Raw genomic sequence first — 19,028 nt, 5'->3', positions numbered from 1 at the left:
CTGCCCCCTGCTCTGAACGGCCTCACCTGGCTTCCTCGGTTCAGGTGAATTCAGGCGCCCTCGGGCGCCTTTTTTTGTCGGCTCAGATCAGTGGCCAATCGGCCAGCGAGCAATAACGGCCCTTGTGGGATTCGAACAACGCAAAACGCTCGGCACGCAGGAAAAACTCCGGCGACGTGGCGGATTCCGGTTCCGGCGCGCGATAGTCCCGGGCCAGCGTCAGGTGCGGACGATACTCCCGCGTCGCCTCTTCAAACCCGAACGGCAACATTGCCTGCTCCAGCGCATACACCAGTCGCAGCAATGCCTGCGGCGCCTGCTCCGGCGCCAGCGACAATACCCCGGCACGACGCCAGACCTGCAACCGATCCAGTGAAATCCTCAGCGCCTCCCCCGGCGTGCGCACCTTCGCCGCCGCCTCGCAGACTTCGCCAATCTGCACCAACGGCACCGCGCCGAGAAACAGCAGCGTCAGGTGAAAGTTGTCGGCCGGCACCGGTCTGCCGGTGCGCAACCCCAGTTCGCTGCGCCACTGGGCAATCGCCTTGCGCTGTGCCGGCGGGCAGTCCAGGGCGAAGAACAGCCGCTTGACCGGTTGATCCCCGCGCGTTTCGTCCGTCATGGCCACGCTCCTTCGTTCGTCGAGATCCCTGGATTCTACACGCCCGTTTCTGGCGACTCCCGGCATGGGGTTTATAGTTCAACGATTGCCATCAACCGGAGGACGTCATGCGCGAGATCCTCAGCAAAGAACCCTGGTGGGCCCGACCGCCGAATCCCGGGCAGGATGAGAGCGAACTGGAATGGGGCTGGCTGGTGCATTACAGCGAAGGTGAGCCGCGTTTCGAATTCGTCCGCGAGCGGCCGACGGACGAGCAGATCCGCAACCGCAAAGGTTGCCGGATCACCCCGTCGGCGGAGTGACCCGGCAACGCGGCATCAAGGCTCAAGAATGTCCTTGAAGCCACCGAAGATCATCCGCTGCCCATCGAACGGCATCGGATTGACGTCCGGCTGCATGCGCGGGTCTTCCATCATTTTCGCCATGCCGCTGTCGCGGGTGGCCTTGTCCGGCCAGACCAGCCAACCGGCCGATACGACTTCGCCTTCCTTGAGTTTTACGGCCATCGGGAATGAGGTGACCTTGCCGTCCGGCACGTCATCACCCCAGCCCTGAATCACCTCCAGCGCGCCGTATTCCTTGAACAGCTTGGCGGCGATTTCGCAGTGTTTTTTGTACTGTTCGCGGTTGGCATTCGGCACGGGCGCCACGAAAACATCGATGTAAGCCATGATCATTCTCCTTGCAGGGTGGGTTCGATCTGCTGAGTAGTCGACTCGGGCGGCCGCCATTCGACACGGTTGACGCCCAACCCGACCGACGGCTCGTCCCGCCCGCCCAGATTGCCCTCGACCTGCGCCGCCATGTGCAGGGTGCCGGCCATCACGCCGGTGGTCGGGTTTTGCACCAGTTTCAGCCAGGCCTTGTCGAAGGTGTTGCCCAGGCTGCTGCGGATCAGCGCTTCGCTGTCCGGGCGGTCGTTGGCCTGAATGATTGCGCGCACGCCCGCCACCCCGACCGAAATCAGCGCCCCGGCCAGTTTGCCTGCCGCTGCCGCCACCGCACTGGCCGCGCCGCGCGGGGCCATTTCCGCCTCCATGCGCTGGCTGGCACGCTTGGCTACCGGCGCCATGGCCGACTCAGTCGAGGTCACGCCTTTGGAGCCGCCGTCGGTGTGAATCTTGTCGATCAGCGCCGCGTAGGCCGGCAGCGTGTTCAACGGTTCAGTGCTGACAACCTGATACAGCGAAGCATCCCTCGCCGGCGGCGGGCCAAGGGCGATGGCAGGGATTTTCTGCAATCGTCCGTTGAGCTGGGCGATGGGCACGCCGTGGCGCTGGGCAATGACTGGCATCTGCTGCGCCATCAGTTGCGCGTAGAACGCGGTGGACTGGCCGAGGATCGCGTCCGGGTCGATCTCCACCGCCACCGGCGCCAGCACGCGTTCCTGATATTGCTCCAGCAGATAGGCCGCCAGACGTGTGGCCGAAGCATCCTGCTCGCCGCTGGCACTGATCGTGTACCAGCTGACCTTCATCGACAGCCATTCCTGGGTCCAGTAACTGCTGAACCACGGGATGAAATTTTCTTCAGTTTGCTCATAGACCCGAATGCGCCAATGTTCCATCGAGCCACGGGCGAACACCTTGACCTGCTCGGTGGCCTGTTTCGAGGCGCTGACGATTTCCCGGTCGATCTGCTGCCAGGTCGCCGGCGAAACCACCACCGCCGGCGCGGTCACCGGGGCCCGCGCCGTGGTGGCGCAGCCGGCCAGCAACACCAGTGCGGCGACGAGCAGCGCACGCAGGTTCACGGTGGCGGTCCTTATCTGTTCTTTGGTCGCAAGACCTGAAGAATCCGGGGGAGATGACATGAGTATAGGTGCGTGCGGTGCGCCGTTTATCCGCTGGTCAGGGCCGCTCCGGTCCAACCATCAATGCCGTCGATATTCACCATCGCGACGATTGCCTTCCGCATGTTGCTCGCCAAAGGCACGATTAGCCCATCCGAAACACACAGCACGAGGAGTTCACATCATGATCAATACCGTCACCCTCGCCGTGAGTTTCCCGGTCTTCGGCAGCAACTACTACGATCAGCACGCCGTGTCGCGCAAGACCCAGGCGCTGGTGTTCGACGAAGCCTTCGAAGATCTGTTGATGCCCGCCGCGAGCAATCATTTCAGCAATGAAGTGGTCGGCCTCAACGATCAGTTCCGGTTTCTGAGCGACATTCTCGCCACCCATTTGCTGGACATCGAGGCCTCAGTGCCTGCGCGATCCAGCGTCCGGGCGAGCGCTCATTTTTAATGCCAGAGGGCGTTCCCGTCGGGGAACGCCCTCTTCGTTTCAGTCAGTCATCATCCCGGTCGCGGTGATAGCGACGCCCGTCGCGGCGGTCGTCATCGCGGTCGTCCCAGCGCCGGTCATGATCGTAGTAACGGCCATGATCGCGGTCGTAATGCCGGCCATGGCGATGGTCATCATCGAAATCCGCCACACAGCCGCCCAGCAGTACAGCGGCGGAAACGGTCAGCAGCAGGCTTGTTGCACGCATCATTCAGAATTTCCCTAAAACCAAGGTCTTGACGACGGAAACGGCAGCGCTGCCCGCACCGAAGAGGCGCGGTGTGCGCTGCCGCAGATACGACCGGGGAAAACGACGATGATTCACCGACCGCCGATGACCGTTGATCGCCTCGCCCGCCTCGCCCGAGCGGCGGCCAAATGCCACCTATACTGCTTGCAACGCGCAAAGGATCTGCCCCTCAAAAACAACAAGTAGAGGTGCGACATGGTCTGGCAACAAGTCTATGACCCGTTCGGCAATCCGGTGATTTCCACGATCATGGCCGCCGTTCCAGTGGTGGTGATGCTGGCGGCGCTGGCCTTCTTTCATGTGAAGGCGCATCTGGCCGCACTGCTGGCGCTGGCCTCGGCACTGCTGATCTCGATCTTCGCCTTCGGCATGCCCGCCAACATGGCCGGTTCCGCGGCGCTGTTCGGGGCGGCCAACGGGCTGCTGCCGATTGGCTGGATCGTGCTCAACATCATTTTTCTGCATCGCCTGACCACCGAGAACGGCTCGTTCAAGGTGTTGCAGGATTCGCTCGCCCGCATCACCGACGACCGGCGCCTGCAATTGCTGCTGATCGCCTTCTGTTTTGGCGCCTTCTTTGAAGGTGCCGCCGGATTCGGCACGCCGGTGGCGGTCACCGGCGCCATTCTGATCGGTCTTGGTTTTTCGCCACTGGCAGCGTCCGGTCTGGCGCTGATCGCCAACACCGCGCCGGTGGCCTTCGGCGCACTGGGCACGCCGATCATTACGCTGGCAAAGGTCACCGGGCTGGATGAGATGGAGCTCTCGATGATGGTGGGACGGCAGCTGCCGTTTTTTTCGGTGCTGGTGCCGTTCTGGCTGATCTGGGCCTTCGCCGGATGGCGCAAGATGCTGGAGGTATGGCCGGCGATTCTGGTGGCGGGCGTCAGTTTCGCCATCCCGCAGTTTCTGGTTTCGAACTACCACGGGCCGATGCTGGTGGACGTGATCGCCGCGCTGATTTCCATGGCGTGCCTGACGTTGTTCCTCAAGGTCTGGAAACCGGCAACCGTCCACACCTCGGCCGCGCTGTCGGGGCGGCATGACGACTCGAAGGTCGAAGAAGAAAAGGTCACGGCCAGCGCCGCATTCAGCGATCAGGCGCGCCCGGCAGTGATGCGCGCGTGGATGCCGTGGATCATCCTCACGGTGTTCGTGTTTGCCTGGGGCACCCAGGGTTTCAAGAACATGTTCGACACCCGTCCGGCGATTGATCCCGTCAGCCAATCGGCCAGGCTCGATCCGCAGGGCAAACCGCTGCGCGAGGCCAATCCGGTGTTCGCCCCGGCCGTGACTTTCAGCTCCCTGCATCTGCAGATCGAAAAAGTCCCGCCGGTGGTCGCCGCGCCGAAAGCTGAAGAGGCGGTGTACAAGTTCACCTGGTTCACTGCCACCGGCAGCGGCATCCTGCTCGCGGCGATTGTCGGTGGATTGCTGATGGGCTACTCGATCCCCCAACTGATCAAACAGTACCTTCGCACACTGTGGGTGGTGCGCTTTTCGCTGATCACAATTGCCGCGATGCTGGCGCTGGGATTCCTGACCCGCTACTCGGGGCTGGACGCGACCATGGGCCTGGCATTCGCTGCCACGGGTATTTTCTACCCGATGTTCGGCACCTTGCTCGGCTGGCTTGGCGTAGCACTGACCGGGTCGGATACCGCGTCCAACGTGCTGTTTGGCGGCTTGCAACGGGTGACGTCGGAACAGCTGGGCATCAGCCCGGTCCTGATGGCGGCGGCCAACAGCTCCGGCGGAGTGATGGGCAAAATGGTCGACGCGCAGTCGATCGTGGTCGCCTCGACGGCGACTCGCTGGTACGGGCATGAAGGGGAAATCCTGCGTTACGTGTTCTTCCATTCCATCGTGCTGGCAATCCTGGTCGGCGGCCTGGTGACGTTGCAGGCGTATGTGGCGCCGTTTACGTCCATGGTGGTCGGCGCACATTGAGAATCGCGGGTGCCTCGGTTGTGAGAGCGATCTGACTCACAGCCAAGGCACCCACCTTCATTCCGTCGATTCATGAAGCGTGCGCATGAGGCCATGCGCAAATCAAAGAAAACCTTTTCCTCTCCAGCGTGGTCACTCCTAGAACAGAGCGAGACTGGCAACCACGCCAGCGTACCCGTGCGGGTCTTTCACACCCTGCCGACCTGATAGAGGAAGCCAAGCCAATGAACGACCATCCGCCAATGGCGATCTCCCGACGCCGTTTCCTGATTCTCGGTGCCGTGACCGCAACCGCGTTCGCGATGCCCCCTTTCATCAGCCTCAAGGCCTACGCGGCCAGCCTGGAGCAACCGGCCATGGCCAAAGTAACCATCGAAGTCAACGGCAAGCCACAGGCGCTGGAGGTTGATACTCGCACCACCCTGCTCGACGCCCTGCGCGAACACCTGCACCTGACCGGCAGCAAAAAGGGCTGCGACCACGGCCAGTGCGGCGCCTGCACGGTGATCGTCGATGGCCGGCGAATCAATTCCTGCCTGACCCTGGCGGTAATGCAGGACGGCGCCAAAGTCACCACCATCGAAGGCCTCGGCATGCCGGACCACCTGCACCCGATGCAGGCCGCGTTCATCAAGCATGACGGCTATCAATGCGGCTACTGCACGCCGGGGCAGATCTGCTCGGCGGTCGCCGTGCTCCAGGAAATCCGTGACGGCATCCCCAGCCACGCCAGCGCCAGCCTCACCGAAGCGCCGCAACTGATCGCCAGCGAATTGCAGGAACGCATGAGCGGCAACATCTGCCGATGCGGCGCCTATTCGAACATCATCGAAGCCATCAGCGAAGTCGCGGAGGTGCCAGCATGAGAGCGTTCAATTACAGCCGCGCCGACTCTCCCGCCGCAGCCGCCGCTCAAGCTGCACAAATCGAAGGTGCGCGTTTCATCGCCGGCGGCACCAACCTGCTGGACTTGATGAAACTCGACATCGAAACGCCGCAGCAGCTGATTGACGTCAATCACCTGGGCCTCGACCGGATCGAAGCCACCGAAGACGGCGGCTTGCGCATCGGCGCACTGGTGCGCAACACCGATCTGGCCGCCGACAGCCGCGTCCGGAAAGACTATGCGCTGCTGTCCCGTGCCTTGCTCGCCGGTGCATCGGGCCAGTTGCGCAACATGGCGACCACCGCCGGCAATCTGCTCCAGCGCACGCGCTGCCCGTATTTCTACGACACCAATCAAGCCTGCAATAAACGCAATCCCGGCAGCGGTTGCGCGGCGATTGGCGGGGTCAGTCGACAACTCGGCATTATCGGCGTCAGCGACGCTTGCATCGCGACCCATCCGAGTGACATGGCAATTGCAATGCGGGCGCTGGATGCCCAGGTCGAAACGCTCAAGGCCGATGGCAGCACCCGGCGCATCGCCATGGCGGATTTCCATCAATTACCCGGCACCACGCCGAATGTCGAAACCAGCCTGACTCCGGGCGAACTGATTACCGCCGTTACCCTGCCCGCGCCAGTGGGCGGTACCCATGTCTATCACAAGGTGCGCGACCGCTCGTCGTACGCCTTCGCCCTGGTCTCCGTCGGCCTGATCCTGCAGAAGGATGGCAGCGGCCGCATCGCCGTCGGTGGCATCGCGCCGAAACCCTGGCGAGTCGAAGCGGCGGAAGCGCTGCTGCCGCAAGGTGCGAAAGCCGTCAGTGCGCGCCTGCTCGACGGCGCCACGCCTACTTCTGACAACCAGTTCAAAGTGACATTGGTCGAGCGCACGATTGCCTCGGTGCTGGCCCAAGCGAGGGACGAAGCATGAAATTCGACACGCCCGCCACGACCAACCCGATTGATCAGTTGAACGTCATCGGCAAACCCACCGACCGCATCGAAGGTCCGCTGAAAACCAGCGGCCAGGCGCCTTACGCCTACGAGCAACATGAGGCGGTCAAGAATCAGGCCTACGGCGTGATGGTCGGTTCGGCCATCGCCAAGGGTCGCATCACCCGCATCGATCTGGAGGCCGCCCGCTCCGCGCCGGGCGTGCTGACCATCGTCACCGCCGCCAATGCCGGCAAGCTCGGCAAAGGCCAGTACAACGCCGCGCACCTGCTGGCCGGGCCGCAAGTGCAGCACTATCACCAGGCAGTAGCGCTGGTGGTCGCCGAAACCTTCGAACAGGCGCGAGCTGCTGCGCAACTGGTCAACGTCGAATACGCGCAAGACAAAGGCCAGTTTGATCTGGCCAGCGTGCGCGACCAGGGCGTGGAACCGAAAGACGATCTGCCGGACGTCAAGCACGGCGATTTCGCCAGCGCCTTCGCCGCCGCGCCCGTGCAGTTCGACCAGACCTACACTACGCCGGATCAGTCCCACGCGATGATGGAGCCCCACGCGACCCTCGCCGCCTGGAAAGGCGATCACGTGACGCTCTGGACCTCCAACCAGATGATCGCCTGGAGCGTCGGCGACATCGCCGCCACCCTAGGCCTGCCCAAGGAAAACGTGCGGCTGATCTCGCCGTACATTGGTGGTGGTTTCGGCGGCAAGCTGTTCATTCGTGCCGACGCGATCCTCGCCGCCCTCGGCGCACGGCTGGCGAACCGACCCGTGAAGGTCGCCCTCGCCCGTCCGCAGATCGCCAACAACACCACCCACCGACCCGCCACCATTCAACGCATTCGCATGGGCGCCACGGCGGACGGCAAACTCACCGCCATCGCCCATGAAGGCTGGTCGGGCAACCTCGCCGACGGCAAGGTCGAAGTCGCGGCGCAGCCGAGTCAATTGCTTTATGCCGCTGAAAATCGCTTGGTGACCATGCGCCTGGCGCCGCTGGATCTGCCGGAAGGCAACGCCATGCGCGCGCCGGGTGAAACGCCGGGGCTGATGGCACTGGAGATCGCCATGGACGAGATGGCGGAACAGCTCAAACTCGATCCGATCCAGTTCCGCATCCTCAACGACACCCAGGTCGATCCGGTGAAAACCGAGCGGCCGTTCTCCCAGCGACGCCTGATCGAATGCCTGCAAACCGGTGCCGAACGCTTCGGCTGGGATAAGCGCAATGCGACGCCCGGCACCCGTCGCGAAGGTCGCTGGCTGATCGGGATGGGCGTTGCGGCGGCGATTCGCAACAACCTGCTGGTGAAGTCCGGCGCACGGGTACGACTGGAGCGCGACGGCAAGATCACCGTTGAAACCGACATGACCGACATTGGCACCGGCAGCTATACGATCATTGGTCAGACTGCAGCGGAAATGATGGGGGTCAGCCTGGACGATGTGGTGGTGCGACTCGGCGATTCGAATTTCCCGGTGTCGGCAGGCTCCGGCGGCCAGTTCGGCGCCAATTGCTCGACCGCCGGGGTTTACGCGGCTTGCATGAAACTGCGCGAAGCGATCACGGCCAAACTCGGCATGAGTGCGGGTGATGCGCAGTTTGCCGATGGCCACGTGCGACTGGGCAGCAAGAACGTGCCGTTACGCGAGGCCGCGCAACATGCCCCGATCGAAGTCGAGGACAGCATCGAATTCGCCGACCTCGCCAAGCAGTACCAGCAATCGACCTTCGGCGCGCACTTCGTCGAAGTCGCCGTCGATGCCGCCACCGGCGAAGTCCGCGTGCGGCGCATGCTCGCGGTCTGCGCCGCCGGGCGGATTCTCAATCCGAAATCGGCCCGCAGCCAGGTGATCGGCGCGATGACCATGGGCGTCGGCGCAGCATTGATGGAAGAACTCGCGGTGGACAAGCGCCAGGGCTTTTTCGTCAACCATGACCTGGCGGGCTACGAAGTGCCGGTGCATGCCGACATCCCGCATCAGGAGGTGATTTTCCTCGATGAAACCGACCCCATTTCCTCGCCGATGAAAGCCAAGGGGGTCGGTGAACTGGGGATCTGCGGCGTGAGTGCGGCGGTGGCAAATGCGGTCTATAACGCCACGGGTGCGCGGGTGCGGGAATACCCGATTACTCTCGACAAGGTTCTGGATGCGTTGCCTGAGATGATCTGAAACCGAATGAAAAACGCCCGGCGTGAGCCGGGCGTTTTTGTGCCTGAGACGGCATGGCACCTGCGGTTGCTGTATCCGATTCGTCTACCTGGCGGCCACGCGCTCAAGGCCTGGGCGCAGAGATTCGCTGGCGTGGAGAGTGATCTCGGCTTCCGGCACCTGCGCACTCCGTTCCTCGGCCTCGCCATTGAGCGCCCTGTGCATTTTTTCGCTATCGAGCGCCCCGACCCATTTGGCGATGGCCATGGTGCCCACGCCATTACCGATGGTGTTGGTGATTGCCCGAGCCTCCGACATGAAGCGATCGACCCCGAGCAACAGCACCATGCCTGCCACCGGAATCGTGCCGAGCGAGGCCAATGTCGCGGCCAGTATGATGAACCCTGAACCGGTTACCCCCGCCGAGCCCTTGGAGGTGAACATCAACACCGCCAGCACAATCAATTGGTCGGTCAGCGTCAGCGGTGTGTTCGTCGCCTGAGCGATGAAGATCGCCGCGATGGTGTAGTAGATGGCCTGGCCGTCCGGGTTGAAAGTCAGCCCCGAGGGGATGATCATCCCGGCCACCGGTTTCGATACGCCGGCCTTTTCCATCTTCGAGATCATCTGCGGCAGCACCGACTCCGAGGAGCTGGTGCCGAGTACCGTAAACAGCTCTTCCTTGATGAACCTGAGGAATTTCCACAAGCTGAAACCGCTGTAACGGCAGATCGGGCCGAGCACAAAAATCACGAACACCGCACAGGTCAGGTAAACGCAGGCCATCAGTTTTCCCAGCGAAAACAGCGAACTGAAACCGTACTTGCCAATGGTGAAGGCAATGGCGCCGAACGCACCAATCGGCGCCAGACGCATGACCATGTTGACGATTCGAAACATGCCCTGCATCAGACTCTCAAGCGCATCGACAAACACCTTGCCACGCGGCCCGACATGGGCCAGGGCGATGCCCAGCAGGATCGAAAACAACAGGATTTGCAAAACATTGCCCTTGGCAAATGCATCGACGATCGTGTCGGGGATGATGCCCATCACAAAATCCATGAACGACGCATGTTTGGCCGCTGTGGTGTACGTCGCCAGGCTGCTGGTGTCGAGACTGGCGACATCGACATTCATGCCCGCGCCAGGCTTGAACACGTCCACCACGATCAGCCCGATGACCAGCGCCAGCGTCGACACCACCTCGAAATAAATCAAAGCACGAAAGCCGACCCGACCCAGCTCCTTCATGTTTTCCATGCGGGCGATACCGGTCACCACCGTGAGAAAAATCACCGGTGCCAGCAGCATTTTGATCAGTTTGATGAAGGCGTCGCCCAAGGGTTTGAGCGCGGTGCCGGTCTCGGGCACCAGCACGCCGATGAGTGCGCCGAGAATCACGGCGACAAGGACTTGTACGTAAAGTTTGCCGAATATTCTTTTCATGACAGGGCCCTGATTTTTTATTGTTGTCAGGAAATGCCGAGGGGCGCGATACGCCCCTCGGCGGTGTGCCGCAGTACTGATTTGAATTGCAGAGGGATCAGCGGTTGATCAGCGCGATCACCGCGTCGGTGACTTGGCGCGTCGTGGCGGTGCCACCCAGATCCGGAGTGTGCAGACCGCTTTCCGTGACTGCCTCGATTGCCGACATCAGGTGTTTGGCGGCTGTTTTTTCGCCCAGATGCTCAAGCATCATCGCGGCAGTCCAGAACGTCGCGATCGGATTGGCCACGCCTTTGCCGGTGATATCAAACGCCGAGCCGTGGATCGGCTCGAACATCGAAGGGAAATCACGCCCTGGATTGAGGTTGGCCGTGGGCGCAATGCCGAGGCTGCCGGACAACGCAGCGGCCAGATCAGACAGAATGTCGGCGTGCAGGTTGGTCGCGACAATCACGTCCAGCGTCGCCGGCTTGAGCACCATGCGAGTGGTCACGGCATCGACCAGTTCCTTGTCGATCTTCACGTCCGGGAAGTCCTTGGCGACTTCGTAGAAGATTTCGTCCCACAGCACCATGCCGTGCCGCTGGGCATTGGATTTGGTGACCATGGTCAAATGTTTGCGCGGGCGGCTTTGCGCCAGTTCGAAGGCGAAACGATGAATGCGCTCGACCCCGGCACGGGTGAACACCGACACTTCGGTCGCCACTTCTTCCGGCAAGCCTCGATGAACGCGGCCGCCGTTGCCGGAATACTCGCCCTCGGAGTTTTCCCGGACCACGACCCAATCGATCTGCTCACCGTTGTGCAGCGGACTTTTCACCCCCGGCAGCACGCGGGCCGGACGCACGTTGGCGTATTGATCGAAACCCTGGCAGATCGGCAGACGCAGGCCCCACAGGGAAATGTGATCCGGCACATTGAGTGCGCCGACCGCACCGAAGAAAATTGCGTCGAAGGTTTTCAGTTCCTGCAAGCCGCCTTCAGGAATGTAGTGACCGTTTTTCAGGTAGTTGTCGGAGTTCCAGTCGAAGTGTTTGAAATCCAGTTCAAAACCGGATTTCTTCGCCAGGGCTTGTAGTACTTCGACGCCGGCGGCAATCACTTCCACACCAATGCCATCACCCGGAACCGCTGCAATCTTGTATGCACTCATGGTCAACTCCACTCTCTTCACGTTTTTGTTTTGCCTGCCGGACAGGGCTGTCAGGCGGGGTGTGATCGGAGTATATGTAGTGACCAGAAAGCGGTGAGTTACAGAAAATCACTACATCCATAACTTTGAGTTACTAATGAGCCAGACCCTCGATCTGTCGTTTTTTCATTTGCTGGCCAACAAAGGCAGCCTGGCCGCCACGGCTCGGGAATTGGGTGTGACGCCTCCAGCCGTAAGCAAACGCCTGAGTGCGCTGGAGGCTCGTCTGGGAGTGCGGCTGGTCAATCGCACCACGCGCTCAATGAGTCTCACGGCAGAAGGCGAACTGTATTTTTCCCATGCGGCGCGGATCCTGACGCAGATCGACGAGGTCGAGCAGTTGATCGGCGCCAGCCGGGCAACCCCTAAGGGGCTGATCCGGGTCAATGCCTCGCTGGGCTTTGGTCGTCGCTACATCGGTCCGGCCCTGGCGGCGTTTTTTGCCCGATACCCGGAGGTGGAAATCCAGCTGGAAATCAGCGACCACCCACTGGATCTGACGACCCACGGCTTTGATCTGGGGATCCGTTTCGGTACCCTGCCCGACGCGGCATTTCATGCCCGCAAGATCGCCTCCAACCGCCGCTTGCTCTGTGCCTCGCCGCTGTATCTGGAGAAACACGGGGTGCCACAGAAACTGTCGGACCTGCCGCAACACAACTGTATATTCCTGCGGCAGAACGAAACGCCCTACGGCGTCTGGAGTTTCACTGACGGCGGACGGACGCAAAACATCAAAGTGCGCGGTGCCCTGGGTTGCAACGATGGTGAGGTGGCTTTGAATTGGGCCCTGGAAGGCTATGGCATTCTGCTGCGTGCCGAATGGGACATCGCCCGCTACGTGCGCAGCGGCCGTTTGCGCCTGGTGCTGGAAGACCAGACCCCGACCCGCGCCGATGTGTACGCGGTGTATCCGCAACAGCTGCACCTGTCGGCACGGGTTCGCAGCCTGATCGATTTTCTTGTGGAGCGCTTCAAGCACATCGACAATCTGGATGACCCAGGCGACTAACTGACCAAGGCAATCAACTGCTGACGCTGCGCATCGGTGAGCATCAGCCCGAACCCGGCGCCGGCATTGTCGGCCATGTACAGCGGATTGCTGGTGCCGGGAATCACACAAGTCACAGCCGGATGCGCCAATAGAAATTTCAGCGCCAGTTGCGGCCAGCTCTTCGCCCCCACCTGAGCTGCCCAACCCGGCAGCGGTTTACCTTTGAGCCGCGCGAGCAGGTCGCCACCGCCGAATGGCCGGTTGCAGATCACCGCCACCCCACGCTCGCGGCACAGCGGCAGGATGCGCTTCTCGACCCCGCGATCATCCAGGGCGTAGTTGATTTGCAGGAAATCCAGCGACTCGGCCTTGAGCACCGCTTCGACCTCGTCATAGGCCGAAGGCGTGTAGTGGGTGATGCCGATGTAGCGGATGCGGCCCTGCTCTTTCCAGTCGCGCAGGGTCGGCAGGTGGGTTTGCCAGTCGAGCAGGTTGTGGATCTGCATCAGGTCGATGCGCTCGGTGCGCAGCAGGCTGAACGACTGCTCCATCTGCGCAATGCCCTCTTCGCGGCCACGGGTCCAGACCTTGGTCGCCAGAAATGCCGGTGAGCGCGGTTCATGGATCGACAGCAATTCACCGGTGGTTTCTTCCGCGCGGCCGTACATGGGCGAGCTGTCGATCAGCGTGCCGCCCTTTTTGAACAGCTCGCCGAGCACCGCCGGCAATTGTTTGTAGACCGGATCGCCAGGGCCGACGTCGAAACCGCGATAAGTGCCCAACCCCACCAGCGGCAGTGGCTCGGAGCTCGAAGGGATGGCGCGGGTCTGCATGGTCTGGGCTCCTGTGGCGTTCGGCGACGTAATGGCGGCCAGCGCCCGGTCAAAGGTGAAAACCGCTGACACCCCGGCTGCCAGCGTCAGCAACCGGCGGCGGGAATATCCCTCAGTGTGGTTCATGCTGGCGCCCTTGCCCTGTGGATCTGTTGCACCTTGTGTTTGGATGCAGCCCGCAAAACCGTTGGACTACACTGCGACAGCCAACCTGCGCGCCCGGTTAACGTTAGTCGAATGTCCAGAACCCTGTTGTCACTCGTCGCATTGATCCTCGCCGTGTACTTGATCCTGTGCGCGGCGCTGTTCGTGTTTCAGCGGACGCTGATTTATTTTCCGCAGCCCGCCACCCTCGATTCGCCGGAGTCACGGTTGACACTGGCCATGCCCGACGCCGAGATCCGCGTGACGGTGCGCGAGCGCGTCGGCCCCAGAGCGCTGATCTATTTCGGCGGCAATGCCGAGGACGTTTCGCGCAATCTGCCGGAGTTTTCCGAGGCGTTTCCTGACTATTCGTTGTATTTGCTGCATTACCGGGGATTTGGCGGCAGCGGCGGTTCGCCCTCCGAAGCGGCGATTGCCGAGGATGCGCTGGCGCTGTTTGATCAGGTGTATGCGAGTCATCCGCAGATTGCGCTGCTGGGGCGCAGCCTCGGTTCCGGCGTCGCGGTGCGGCTGGCCAGCCAGCGACCGGTGGAACGGTTGATTCTGGTCACGCCTTACAACAGCCTCGAGGAAATCGCCGCCCGTCAATACCCGTGGGTGCCGGTGCAGTGGTTGCTCAAGGATCGTTTCCGGTCGGGCCAGTACGCGGCGCACATCCGCGTGCCGACGTTGCTGCTGGCGGCGAGCGACGACGAGGTGATTCCACGGGCCAGCACCGAGCGCTTGCTGCACAGTTTTCCCGACGGTGTGGCCACGCTCAAAGTGGTGGCGGATTCGGCACACAATTCGATTTCCGAACGGCCGCAATATCTGCAATGGATGCAGGATCTGTTGAATCGCTGAGCACTTCGTCGGCAGCCGTAGAAACCCGGCGTCGCCTCGTGAACCAAGTGCAAAAAGGCCAGTCCTACCCGCGCCGCGTTCTGCGGTTCACTTTCCTTCAGCCTTGTCTTTGTTCAGAGCTTTGCGTCCCATGCGCCACGCCGTACGTTCGTCTCGCTTCGTTTCGCTGTGCCTGTTGATCCTTTCTCCCCTGCTTTCGCCCTCTGCCCACGCCGGCGCCGAGCGACAACTGGTGGCCGCCATAAACGACTACCGCGCCCATCCGCAACGATGTGACCGACGCCCGGCCCAACGGCTGGCGCCGCTGACACTGAAGTCGAACCTGGCGTTACCGGTCGGCTATGGCTACGGCGGTGGATTGCGCGAACGACTGAAAGATTCCGGCTACGCAGCCGTGGCGGTGCGCAGCATCCGGATCGTCGGCGCACAGGACGCCGAAGAGGCGTTCGAAATGCTGCAAGACGATTACTGCGGCGCGCTGCTCGACGGTCAATACGCCGACATCGGCATCAGCCGCGCCCGCAGCGAATGGCAGGTGGTGCTGGCCCGGCCGGTGCTCGACAGTCGCGTCGGCGACAACCGCAGTGTCGGCAAGGCCTTGCTGGCCGAGGTCAACGCCGCCCGCGCCCGACCGCGCATGTGCGGCCGCCAGCGCTTCGCCGCCGCCCGCCCGTTGAGCTGGAACCCGGCCCTTGGCGCCGCCGCCCAAGGGCACAGCAAGGCCATGGCCTACGGCAACTACTTCGCCCACCGCGACCCGGACGGCGACGGCCCGGCAGATCGCGCCCGTGCGGCCGGCTACCGTGGCCGGCAGATCGGCGAAAACATCGCCGCCGGGCAAAGCTCACCGGGCAAGGCCATGGCCGGCTGGCTGGCCAGCCCCGGACACTGCGCCAACCTGATGAACCCGATGTTCACCCAGGTCGGCGCCGGGTTTGCCAGTGAGGCACGCAGTGATGAAGGGGTTTACTGGACGATGCTGTTCGGGGCGCCCTGATCCGGTTCCATCCGAAACCGTCGAAGAGCGCTGCAAGTCGCAACTCGACGGCTGATCGTCAGACCGGAGAAATCGTGGCAAGGACGCCGATCATGATGGTCAACACAAGAAAGCCGCCGAGGAAAATCGCCATCTTAGCCATGAAGGCCTCCTGAATACTCAATGTCCGGCGCACCGGGCACTTCGGAATGAAGCGCGTCGCGTATGGCCGAACGGCAGGGCCATTTTGGGCCTGTGGCTGAGATGGTTACAGATGCAGATTCGACAGGAAAAAGCGGATCAGATGGATCGGGTTGGCGCATGGGGCGATATTCAGATCGGTACAGAGGGTTTCCATCGCGCCGCTTTGATCTAGAGTCATGGGCACCGCGCCTAAAACAACAAAAAATACAGGAGTGAAACCATGTCCGACCTGAACCTGCACCCCAAAGCCGCCGAATCCCTGAACCGCTGGCACGAGATGATCCGCACCGGCAACCTCAAGGCCCTGCCCGAATTGCTCGATCCCAAAGCGGTGTTCCGCTCGCCCATGGCCCACACGCCTTATCCAGGCGCGCCGGTGGTGTCGATGATCCTCAATACCGTGTTCGAGGTGTTTGAAGACTTCAAATACCACCGTGAACTGGCGACAGCCGATGGCCTGAATGTGGTGCTGGAATTCAGCGCCAAAGTGGGTTCAAAAGAGCTCAAGGGCATCGACATGATCCGCTTCGATGAACAGGGCAAGATCGTCGAGTTCGAGGTGATGGTGCGGCCGCTGAGCGGGTTGCAGGCGTTGGGCGAAGAGATGGGACGGCGGTTGGGAGCTTATCTGGCGGCCGCCAAAGCCTGAAACCCGGACACAAAAAAGCCCACTGACCGTCGCCGGTTCAGTGGGCTTCGTGTGTCTGGCGTCTAGTTACAGAGCCATGTCACGTGCAGCGCTTTCTTTCGGAGCCGGGGCTTTTTCAGCCGAGGCGTCCGCCGCTGGAGCTGCAACCTGGCCAATCACCGGAGGGGTTGGCAGTTGCAGGATCTTGGCGGTGTAAGCCCACTCTTCAGCCACTTTGGCTGGATCGTTGTTCAGCTGGGTGCCGTAGCTTGGAACGATCTGGTGCAGCTTGGCTTGCCACTCAGGGCTGGCGACTTTGTCTTTGAAGACTTTCTGCAGCACGCTCAGCATGATCGGTGCAGCGGTCGATGCGCCTGGGGATGCGCCCAGCAGACCGGCGATGGAGCCGTCTTTGGAAGCAACGATTTCGGTGCCCAGTTTCAGCACGCCGCCAGCAGCTTCATCACGCTTGATGATTTGCACACGCTGGCCGGCTTGCCACAGGCGCCAGTCTTCGGCCTTGGCGTTCGGGAAGTATTCCTTCAGCGCGTTCAGACGGTCTTCATCCGACAGCATCAGTTGACCGGCCAGGTACTCGACCAGCGGGTATTCCTTGATGCCGACCTTGGTCATAGGCCAGATGTTGTGGGTGGTGGTGGTGGTCAGCAGGTCCAGGTACGAACCTTCTTTCAGGAACTTGGTGCTGAAAGTCGCGAACGGGCCAAACAGGATGACGCGCTTGCCGTCCAGGACACGGGTGTCCAGGTGCGGAACGGACATCGGAGGCGCGCCCACCGAAGCTTTACCGTAGGCCTTGGCCAGGTGCTGTTCGGCGATGGCCGGGTTATCGGTCACCAGGAACGAGCCGCCTACCGGGAAGCCAGCGTATTCCTTGGCTTCTTCGATACCGGACTTCTGCAGCAGGTGCAGGGCACCGCCGCCGGCGCCGATGAACACGAACTTGGCGTCGGTTTCAGTCTTGGTGCCGTCTTTCAGGTTCTTGTAGCTGACGCGCCAAGTGCCATCGGCATTCTTGGTGATGTCCTGTACTTCGCTGGACAGCTTCAAGTTGAAGTTAGGCTTGGTCTGCAGGTAACCGGCGAACTGGCGGGTGATTTCGCCGAAGTTCATGTCGGTACCCAGCGGGCTCCAGGTGGCCGCGATTTTCTGGTTCGGGTCACGCCCTTCCATCATCAGCGGAACCCACTTCTTGATCACAGCCGGGTCTTCGGAGTACTGCATGCCGGCGAACAGCGGGCTCGCTTGCAGGGCTTCGTAGCGTTTTTTCAGGAACTTGATGTTGTCATCGCCCCACACGAAGCTCATGTGCGGAGTGGTGTTGATGAACGAACGAGGGTCCTTCAGGACGCCTTGACGAACCTGCCAGGCCCAGAACTGACGGGAGACCTGGAACGCTTCGTTGATCTCGACCGCTTTCGGGATCGTGACGTTGCCCTTGTCGTCTTCCGGGGTGTAGTTCAGCTCGGCCAGGGCGGAGTGACCGGTACCGGCGTTGTTCCAGCCGTTGGAGCTTTCCAGGGCGACGCCGTCGAGGCGCTCGACCATTTCCATCGACCAGGTCGGTTCCAGCTCATTGATCCACACACCCAGGGTGGTGCTCATGATGCCGCCGCCGATCAGCAGGACGTCGACTTTCTTCGCTTCTTCGGCATTGGCGGAAGACATCCCCATCGCCAAAGCCAGCCCCAGCAAGGCTGTGTTCACTTTTTTAAACATCTGTTGCACCTATGATAAAACGCCTTCCGCCCGCCGCTGTTGTACGTATGAGGTCCCCTCTTTCGCGACACTCAGGCCAGCGTCGCGGGTTCCGGCACACTTCAATTTTGACGGGTGGGCACACAAGACCGACAGGCAGTGTCGACCTCAGTTATATGTCCCTTCTGAACTGACTTCTTATCATTATTGGCTTCAGCTACTTGAGCGACAGGGGTTCTGCCTGGCCCGCCGAAAAGCGCACCAGACTGAATTGGGTCAAAACAAGTGGCGCGAAGAATATCACGTCATGGCAAACCCGCGCGTCTGTTCGCGACCGGATAGTTTTCGATTGGTTCCTCAAGCGCTTTCTAACGCCGATGAATTCCTGCTAAGTTGTACGACGACTGACAAATATTTCGGTCGCTCTCATCACCTACAACAACAAGGAATAGCCATGAACAAAACCAGATTGCTGCTCGTTCTCGCCTGCCTCTTCAGTGGTTACGTCGCCGCCGCCCCGGCGGAACAGGATGTCGCCCAGGCCGTCGATCACCTGACCCAGGCGATGCTGCACAAGGACATCGCCGAACTGAACGCCCTGACCGCCGACAACCTCACCTACGGCCACTCCAGCGGCAAGATCCAGGACAAGAAAGCCTTCATCGCCGATATCGAAACCGGCAAGAGCGCGTTCAAGACCCTGGAGATGCAGAACCAGACCATCACCCTGTCCGGGGACACCGCGCTGGTACGCCATCACTTCTCGGCGCAGGCCCTCAAAGGCACCGAAGTCGTGCCGACGGAAATCGAGAACTTCCAGATCTGGCAGAAGCAGTCTGGCAAGTGGTTGCTGGTGGGGCGTCAGGCGTACAAGTTCTGATTAAAGTAGAAGGCTCTGGCGAGTACCTCGTCAGAGTTCTCTCCC

The 19,028-nt window shown here is 61.5% G+C and carries 19 protein-coding genes; 11 read left to right on the top strand and 8 right to left on the bottom strand.

Translation table 11 applies throughout. The features are described from left to right. Positions 1 to 82: 82 nt before the first annotated feature. Complete coding sequence (gene thpR, locus ACM6JM_RS01475) at positions 83 to 622, bottom strand: RNA 2',3'-cyclic phosphodiesterase (RefSeq protein WP_210709525.1); 540 nt, start codon at positions 620 to 622, stop codon at positions 83 to 85. Positions 623 to 729: 107 nt separating this feature from the next. Here thpR and ACM6JM_RS01470 point away from each other — a divergent pair, with 107 nt between their 5' ends. Next, entirely contained in the window at positions 730 to 924 is a 195-nt protein-coding gene (locus ACM6JM_RS01470; RefSeq protein WP_007957125.1) for a hypothetical protein, read from the top strand. Positions 925 to 939: 15 nt separating this feature from the next. On the opposite strand, the gene ACM6JM_RS01465 is transcribed toward ACM6JM_RS01470, so the two are convergent. Both ACM6JM_RS01465 and ACM6JM_RS01460 read right to left on the bottom strand, forming a co-directional pair. Continuing rightward, positions 940 to 1,293 (bottom strand): DUF1428 domain-containing protein, encoded by a 354-nt coding sequence (locus ACM6JM_RS01465; RefSeq protein ID WP_039770926.1) that lies wholly within the window; start codon positions 1,291 to 1,293, stop codon positions 940 to 942. Positions 1,294 to 1,295: 2 nt separating this feature from the next. Continuing rightward, positions 1,296 to 2,375, bottom strand: a complete 1,080-nt coding sequence (locus ACM6JM_RS01460; protein ID WP_414881194.1) for a hypothetical protein — start codon at positions 2,373 to 2,375, stop codon at positions 1,296 to 1,298. Positions 2,376 to 2,598: 223 nt separating this feature from the next. Here ACM6JM_RS01460 and ACM6JM_RS01455 point away from each other — a divergent pair, with 223 nt between their 5' ends. Beyond that, the gene (locus ACM6JM_RS01455) at positions 2,599 to 2,871 is read left to right on the top strand and encodes a hypothetical protein (RefSeq protein ID WP_039770930.1); all 273 of its coding nucleotides are present in this window, start codon (positions 2,599 to 2,601) and stop codon (positions 2,869 to 2,871) included. Between the two features lie 43 nt (positions 2,872 to 2,914). Here the strand turns inward: ACM6JM_RS01455 and ACM6JM_RS01450 are convergent, their stop codons facing one another. Further along, the gene (locus ACM6JM_RS01450) at positions 2,915 to 3,121 is read right to left on the bottom strand and encodes a hypothetical protein (protein ID WP_064382340.1); all 207 of its coding nucleotides are present in this window, start codon (positions 3,119 to 3,121) and stop codon (positions 2,915 to 2,917) included. Between the two features lie 234 nt (positions 3,122 to 3,355). Between ACM6JM_RS01450 and ACM6JM_RS01445 the strand changes: the two genes are divergently transcribed. The 4 genes from ACM6JM_RS01445 (at position 3,356) to paoC (ending at position 9,124) form a co-directional block, all read left to right on the top strand. Further along, positions 3,356 to 5,110: an L-lactate permease gene (locus ACM6JM_RS01445; protein WP_064595387.1), complete on the top strand. Its 1,755-nt coding sequence runs from the start codon at positions 3,356 to 3,358 to the stop codon at positions 5,108 to 5,110. 242 nt (positions 5,111 to 5,352) lie between these two features. After that, a complete protein-coding gene (gene paoA / locus ACM6JM_RS01440) occupies positions 5,353 to 5,976 on the top strand; it encodes an aldehyde dehydrogenase iron-sulfur subunit PaoA (RefSeq protein ID WP_408980501.1) in 624 nt (207 codons plus the stop codon). Further along, complete coding sequence (locus ACM6JM_RS01435) at positions 5,973 to 6,929, top strand: FAD binding domain-containing protein (protein ID WP_103387348.1); 957 nt, start codon at positions 5,973 to 5,975, stop codon at positions 6,927 to 6,929. Before paoA ends, ACM6JM_RS01435 begins: the two co-directional genes overlap by 4 nt. After that, positions 6,926 to 9,124, top strand: coding sequence for an aldehyde oxidoreductase molybdenum-binding subunit PaoC (gene paoC / locus ACM6JM_RS01430; protein ID WP_414881193.1), 2,199 nt, complete (start codon positions 6,926 to 6,928; stop codon positions 9,122 to 9,124). Before ACM6JM_RS01435 ends, paoC begins: the two co-directional genes overlap by 4 nt. A gap of 84 nt (positions 9,125 to 9,208) precedes the next feature. Here paoC and ACM6JM_RS01425 read toward each other — a convergent pair whose 3' ends face one another. Together ACM6JM_RS01425 and ACM6JM_RS01420 are read right to left on the bottom strand one after the other, a co-directional pair. Beyond that, positions 9,209 to 10,552, bottom strand: coding sequence for a dicarboxylate/amino acid:cation symporter (locus ACM6JM_RS01425; protein WP_039770940.1), 1,344 nt, complete (start codon positions 10,550 to 10,552; stop codon positions 9,209 to 9,211). Positions 10,553 to 10,649: 97 nt separating this feature from the next. After that, positions 10,650 to 11,705: a tartrate dehydrogenase gene (locus ACM6JM_RS01420; RefSeq protein ID WP_039770942.1), complete on the bottom strand. Its 1,056-nt coding sequence runs from the start codon at positions 11,703 to 11,705 to the stop codon at positions 10,650 to 10,652. A 136-nt stretch (positions 11,706 to 11,841) separates the two neighbouring features. On the opposite strand from ACM6JM_RS01420, the gene ACM6JM_RS01415 reads away from it, so the two are divergent. Beyond that, the gene (locus ACM6JM_RS01415; protein ID WP_039770944.1) at positions 11,842 to 12,756 is read left to right on the top strand and encodes a LysR family transcriptional regulator; all 915 of its coding nucleotides are present in this window, start codon (positions 11,842 to 11,844) and stop codon (positions 12,754 to 12,756) included. On the opposite strand, the gene ACM6JM_RS01410 is transcribed toward ACM6JM_RS01415, so the two are convergent. Then, the gene (locus tag ACM6JM_RS01410; protein WP_414881192.1) at positions 12,753 to 13,697 is read right to left on the bottom strand and encodes an aldo/keto reductase; all 945 of its coding nucleotides are present in this window, start codon (positions 13,695 to 13,697) and stop codon (positions 12,753 to 12,755) included. The genes ACM6JM_RS01415 and ACM6JM_RS01410 overlap by 4 nt on opposite strands. Positions 13,698 to 13,808: 111 nt before the next feature. On the opposite strand from ACM6JM_RS01410, the gene ACM6JM_RS01405 reads away from it, so the two are divergent. The 3 genes from ACM6JM_RS01405 (at position 13,809) to ACM6JM_RS01395 (ending at position 16,408) form a co-directional block, all read left to right on the top strand. Continuing rightward, positions 13,809 to 14,579 (top strand): alpha/beta hydrolase, encoded by a 771-nt coding sequence (locus ACM6JM_RS01405; RefSeq protein ID WP_414881191.1) that lies wholly within the window; start codon positions 13,809 to 13,811, stop codon positions 14,577 to 14,579. A 130-nt stretch (positions 14,580 to 14,709) separates the two neighbouring features. After that, positions 14,710 to 15,576 (top strand): CAP domain-containing protein, encoded by an 867-nt coding sequence (locus ACM6JM_RS01400; RefSeq protein WP_102688483.1) that lies wholly within the window; start codon positions 14,710 to 14,712, stop codon positions 15,574 to 15,576. 403 nt (positions 15,577 to 15,979) lie between these two features. Continuing rightward, entirely contained in the window at positions 15,980 to 16,408 is a 429-nt protein-coding gene (locus tag ACM6JM_RS01395; protein ID WP_163974653.1) for a nuclear transport factor 2 family protein, read from the top strand. Positions 16,409 to 16,474: 66 nt separating this feature from the next. On the opposite strand, the gene mqo is transcribed toward ACM6JM_RS01395, so the two are convergent. Continuing rightward, entirely contained in the window at positions 16,475 to 18,124 is a 1,650-nt protein-coding gene (gene mqo, locus ACM6JM_RS01390) for a malate dehydrogenase (quinone) (RefSeq protein ID WP_414881190.1), read from the bottom strand. A gap of 433 nt (positions 18,125 to 18,557) precedes the next feature. Here mqo and ACM6JM_RS01385 point away from each other — a divergent pair, with 433 nt between their 5' ends. After that, positions 18,558 to 18,983: a nuclear transport factor 2 family protein gene (locus ACM6JM_RS01385; RefSeq protein ID WP_039770952.1), complete on the top strand. Its 426-nt coding sequence runs from the start codon at positions 18,558 to 18,560 to the stop codon at positions 18,981 to 18,983. The last annotated feature ends 45 nt before the right edge of the window (positions 18,984 to 19,028 follow it).

Source organism: Pseudomonas sp. IT-P2 (assembly GCF_949767575.1).
Classification (GTDB): Bacteria; Pseudomonadota; Gammaproteobacteria; order Pseudomonadales; family Pseudomonadaceae; genus Aquipseudomonas; species Aquipseudomonas pharyngis.
This window is presented reverse-complemented; position numbering and strand designations above follow the sequence as displayed.